This window comes from Citrobacter sp. S55_ASV_140 (genome assembly GCF_018919505.1).
Classification (GTDB): Bacteria; Pseudomonadota; Gammaproteobacteria; order Enterobacterales; family Enterobacteriaceae; genus Citrobacter; species Citrobacter werkmanii.
The window spans coordinates 1-5,003 of the sequence record NZ_JAHLQZ010000244.1 but is presented as its reverse complement, the minus strand read 5'-3'; the positions used below and the strand labels follow the sequence as shown (position 1 = coordinate 5,003).

The 5,003-nt window shown below is 48.9% G+C and carries 3 protein-coding genes; 2 read left to right on the top strand and 1 reads right to left on the bottom strand.

The genetic code is table 11. The annotated features are described in order from the left end of the window. Window positions 1-23: 23 nt before the first annotated feature. Window positions 24-647 carry a thiol:disulfide interchange protein DsbA gene (gene dsbA / locus KQJ18_RS21470; RefSeq protein ID WP_038635827.1) on the top strand — a complete coding sequence of 208 codons (624 nt, stop codon included), beginning with the start codon at window positions 24-26 and terminating at the stop codon, window positions 645-647. A gap of 13 nt (window positions 648-660) precedes the next feature. Here the strand turns inward: dsbA and KQJ18_RS21465 are convergent, their stop codons facing one another. After that, window positions 661-1,596: an acyltransferase gene (locus tag KQJ18_RS21465; protein WP_038635830.1), complete on the bottom strand. Its 936-nt coding sequence runs from the start codon at window positions 1,594-1,596 to the stop codon at window positions 661-663. A 362-nt stretch (window positions 1,597-1,958) separates the two neighbouring features. On the opposite strand from KQJ18_RS21465, the gene polA reads away from it, so the two are divergent. Beyond that, a complete protein-coding gene (gene polA, locus KQJ18_RS21460; protein WP_216422701.1) occupies window positions 1,959-4,745 on the top strand; it encodes a DNA polymerase I in 2,787 nt (928 codons plus the stop codon). The last annotated feature ends 258 nt before the right edge of the window (window positions 4,746-5,003 follow it).

Below are 5,003 nucleotides of genomic sequence, written 5' to 3'. Positions count from 1 at the left end.
GTATTAATCGGAGAAACTTGAACATGAAAAAAATATGGCTGGCGCTGGCTGGTATGGTTTTAGCTTTTAGCGCATCTGCGGCGCAGTTCCAGGATGGCAAACAATACATCACTCTGGAAAAGCCTGTTGCGGGTGAACCGCAAGTGTTGGAGTTCTTCTCCTTCTACTGCCCGCATTGCTACCAGTTTGAAGAAGTGCTTCATGTGTCTGATAACGTGAAGAAAAAACTGCCGGAAGGTACCAAGATGACCAAATACCACGTCGAGTTTCTTGGGCCTTTGGGTAAAGATCTGACGCAGGCCTGGGCTGTTGCTATGGCACTTGGCGTTGAAGATAAGGTCACTGTTCCGCTGTTTGAAGGGGTTCAGAAAACCCAGACCGTTCAGTCTGTTGCAGATATCCGTAAAGTGTTTGTCGACGCGGGTATTAAAGGTGAAGACTACGATGCGGCATGGAACAGCTTTGTGGTGAAATCACTCGTGGCGCAGCAGGAAAAAGCGGCGGCTGATTTACAGCTGCAGGGCGTTCCGGCGATGTTCGTGAATGGTAAATACCAGGTAAACCCGCAGGGCATGGATACCAGCAGCATGGATATCTTTGTACAGCAGTATGCGGATACAGTGAAATTCCTGGTTAGTCAGAAGTAAAAGCGAAAGCCGGTCATTGACCGGCTTTTTTGTTTGTGGCTTTAATCGCATCTATTTGCGCGTCTTTCTCGCTCCAGAGCGTATTCAACCATAGCTGAAACCGACGCTTGAAACCTTTATCGTTCACGTAATCACCGTGCAACTCTTCTTGAATTTGCTCCAGGTTCACCCGTACGACAATACGCGTTAATTTGCCGCTCAGCATATCGTAGAAAGGGCGGCTGCTATTTTCCGGGTAGCACAACGTGACGTTCAGCAACTTATCAAACTGCGACCCCAGCACATTCAATGCCATAGCGATACCGGCCGCCTTAGGTGGGAGCAGGTTTTGATAGGGGGAGCGGGTTTGCTCACGTTTCTCGTTAGTAAAGCGTGAACCTTCGACAAAATTCACGATAGTTGTCGGGTGTACGCGAAACTTCTCGCAGGAACGACGCGTTGTTTCCACATCTTTACCGCGCCGTTCCGGGTGACGGAGCAGATAGCCGCGTGAATAACGTTTCATAAACGGCATATCCAGCGCCCAGCAGGCCAGACCAATAAACGGCACCCAGGCCAGCTGTTGCTTGAGAAAATATTTATTCATCGGGATGTGCTTACGGAACAGAACGCAAAGCACAACGATATCGGCCCAGCTGTAATGATTACAAATGAGCAGATACCAGTTTTTTTTGCTAAGACCTTCCAGCCCTTCGACGTCCCACTTCAATCGTGGATTGAGGTGTAGAAGTAGCGCCAGACCTTCACACCAGCAATACATCATGAAATTACAGAAGATGGAAACCTTGCGCCAGACGACAGGAACAGGCAAAAGGAGTTTTACAACCCCGGCAAGGATGATCGGCACAGAACAAAAAATCGTGACCAATATGGTCAATACGATACTCAGCAACAGCGTTATCGCAGCGAGTATTCTTGTCATAATTAAATTATTCAAAAGGTTAGCCATAGACAGTGCGCTAAAGAGGCGCAAGGGGCTAATTTTATCAGAAAACGAACCAAATGATGGATCTTCCCTGAATAGAAAAAAAGGAATATCTATCCACATCAGGAGACAAGCGATAAAAATGGGATAAAATGCTGTAAGTTTCTTTAATTAACTGAAATATATGAAAAAATGTAATTGTTCAATAATTAACTTGCTATATTTAAAGCGCTGAAAATTATTTATTCACAAAGTTATCCACAATTTGATTTGCGATCAAAGCAGAAGAACTGCAAAAGTTTTTCAACAAAAACGGCGAAAAACTCATGTTTTCATCCCGTCTGTGGCATCCTTTACCCATAATCTGATAAACAGGCACGGACATTATGGTTCAGATCCCAGAAAACCCACTTATCCTTGTAGATGGCTCATCTTACCTTTATCGCGCATATCACGCGTTTCCGCCGCTGACTAACAGCGCAGGAGAACCTACTGGTGCGATGTACGGTGTTCTCAACATGTTGCGTAGCTTGATTCTACAATATCAGCCGACCCATGCTGCTGTGGTATTCGACGCTAAGGGTAAAACCTTCCGTGATGAATTATTCGAGCATTACAAGTCACATCGCCCGCCAATGCCTGACGATCTGCGTGCGCAGATTGAACCTCTGCATGCGATGGTAAAAGCGATGGGGTTGCCATTACTGGCTGTTTCAGGCGTGGAAGCCGATGATGTTATCGGTACGCTGGCGCGTGAAGCGGAAAAGGTTGGTCGTCCGGTGCTGATCAGTACCGGTGATAAAGATATGGCTCAGCTGGTGACACCGAACATCACCCTGATCAACACCATGACCAATACGATCCTCGGCCCGGATGAAGTGGTGAATAAGTACGGTGTGCCACCTGAGCTGATCATTGATTTCCTGGCGCTGATGGGCGACTCCTCCGATAACATTCCTGGCGTACCTGGCGTGGGTGAAAAAACGGCTCAGGCTCTGCTCCAGGGCTTGGGGGGGCTGGATACCCTTTATGCCGAATCTGACAAAATTGCGGGGCTGACTTTCCGTGGTGCGAAAACCATGGCGGGCAAGCTTGAGAAAAATAAAGAGGTGGCGTACCTCTCTTATCAATTAGCGACCATTAAAACAGATGTTGAGCTGGAGTTAACCTGCGAGCAACTGGAAGTGAAGCAGCCCGCAACAGATGAACTGCTTGGCCTGTTTAAACAGTACGAATTTAAGCGTTGGGTTGCAGACGTAGAATCCGGTAAATGGCTACAGGCGAAAGGAACGAAGCCAGCGGCTAAACCGCAGGAAACAATCGTCGTCGAGGCTACGCCGGAAGAACCTGCGACGGCTCTTTCCTACGATAACTACGTGACGATTCTGGATGAAGCGACGCTGGAAGAGTGGATCGCAAAGCTGAAAAAAGCGCCCGTCTTCGCCTTTGATACAGAAACTGACAGCCTGGACAATATCTCCGCGAATCTGGTTGGACTGTCTTTTGCCATTGAACCGGGCGTGGCGGCGTATGTTCCTGTTGCCCATGACTACCTGGATGCCCCCGATCAGATCGCGCGCGACCGCGCGCTGGCGCTGCTAAAGCCGCTGCTGGAAGATGAGAACGCGCACAAAGTCGGGCAAAACCTGAAGTACGATCGCGGCATCCTGGCGAATTATGGCATCGAGCTGCGCGGCATCACCTTTGACACCATGCTCGAGTCCTACATTCTTAACAGCGTCGCTGGACGACACGATATGGACAGCCTGTCGGACCGCTGGCTGAAACATAAAACCATTACCTTTGAAGAGATTGCCGGAAAGGGCAAAAACCAACTGACCTTTAACCAGATAGCGCTGGAAGAGGCCGGTCGTTACGCTGCGGAAGACGCCGACGTTACGCTACAGCTGCATCTGAAGATGTGGCCAGAATTGCAGCAGCATAAAGGGCCGCTGAACGTCTTTGAAAATATTGATATGCCGCTGGTGCCGGTTTTGTCTCGCGTTGAGCGCAACGGTGTGAAAATCGATCCGGCTGTTCTGCACAAGCATTCAGAAGAGCTGACGCTGCGTTTGAACGAGCTGGAGCAAAAAGCGCACGAGATTGCCGGCGAAGCGTTTAACCTCTCTTCCACCAAGCAACTGCAAACCATCCTGTTTGAAAAGCAGGGCATTAAGCCGCTGAAGAAAACGCCTGGCGGCGCACCATCAACGTCGGAAGAGGTACTGGAAGAGCTTGCGTTGGATTACCCATTGCCGAAAGTGATCCTGGAATATCGCGGGTTAGCAAAACTGAAGTCGACCTATACGGACAAGCTTCCGTTGATGATTAACAAGAAAACCGGGCGCGTACATACCTCCTATCATCAGGCTGTTACCGCGACCGGGCGCTTGTCTTCAACGGATCCGAACCTGCAAAACATCCCGGTACGTAATGACGAAGGTCGTCGTATTCGCCAGGCGTTTATTGCGCCGGAAGACTACGTGATTGTTTCCGCGGACTACTCGCAGATTGAACTGCGTATCATGGCGCATCTCTCGCGTGATAAAGGCTTGCTTACCGCATTTGCCGAAGGGAAAGATATTCACCGCGCAACGGCCGCTGAAGTCTTTGGCTTACCGCTGGATTCAGTAACTAACGAACAACGCCGCAGCGCGAAAGCTATCAACTTCGGTCTGATCTACGGGATGAGCGCCTTTGGTCTTGCTCGCCAGTTAAATATTCCGCGCAAGGAAGCACAGAAGTACATGGATCTCTACTTCGAACGCTATCCTGGCGTGCTGGAATATATGGAACGCACGCGTGCACAGGCAAAAGAGCAGGGTTACGTTGAAACGCTGGAAGGTCGTCGCCTCTATTTGCCGGATATTAAATCCAGTAATGGCGCTCGTCGTGCGGGTGCTGAACGTGCCGCAATCAACGCCCCGATGCAAGGTACTGCCGCAGACATTATTAAGCGAGCCATGATAGCCGTAGACGGATGGCTGCAAACCGAGCAACCGCGCGTGCGCATGATCATGCAAGTTCACGATGAACTGGTGTTTGAAGTGCACAAAGATGACCTGGAAAGTGTGTCGAAAAAGATCCATCAACTGATGGAAAACGAGACCCAGATTGACGTGCCGTTATTAGTGGAAGTCGGTAGTGGTGAAAACTGGGATCAGGCGCACTAAGGGGTGACTGAATAACGGCCATTTTTCGTAACTAAGCAACATAAGATAGAACTTTTTGTGATGTCCATTAGAATTCCCTATGCAAGGAATGAAAAAAAATTACAAAAAGTGCTTTCTGAGCTGCTCAAAAAAGAGTAAAGTTATTCTCGTAGGGTACAGAGGTAAGATGTTCTATCTTTCAGACCTTTTACTTCACGTAATCGGATTTGGCTGAATATTTTAGCCGCCCCAGTCAGTAATGACTGGGGCGTTTTTTAT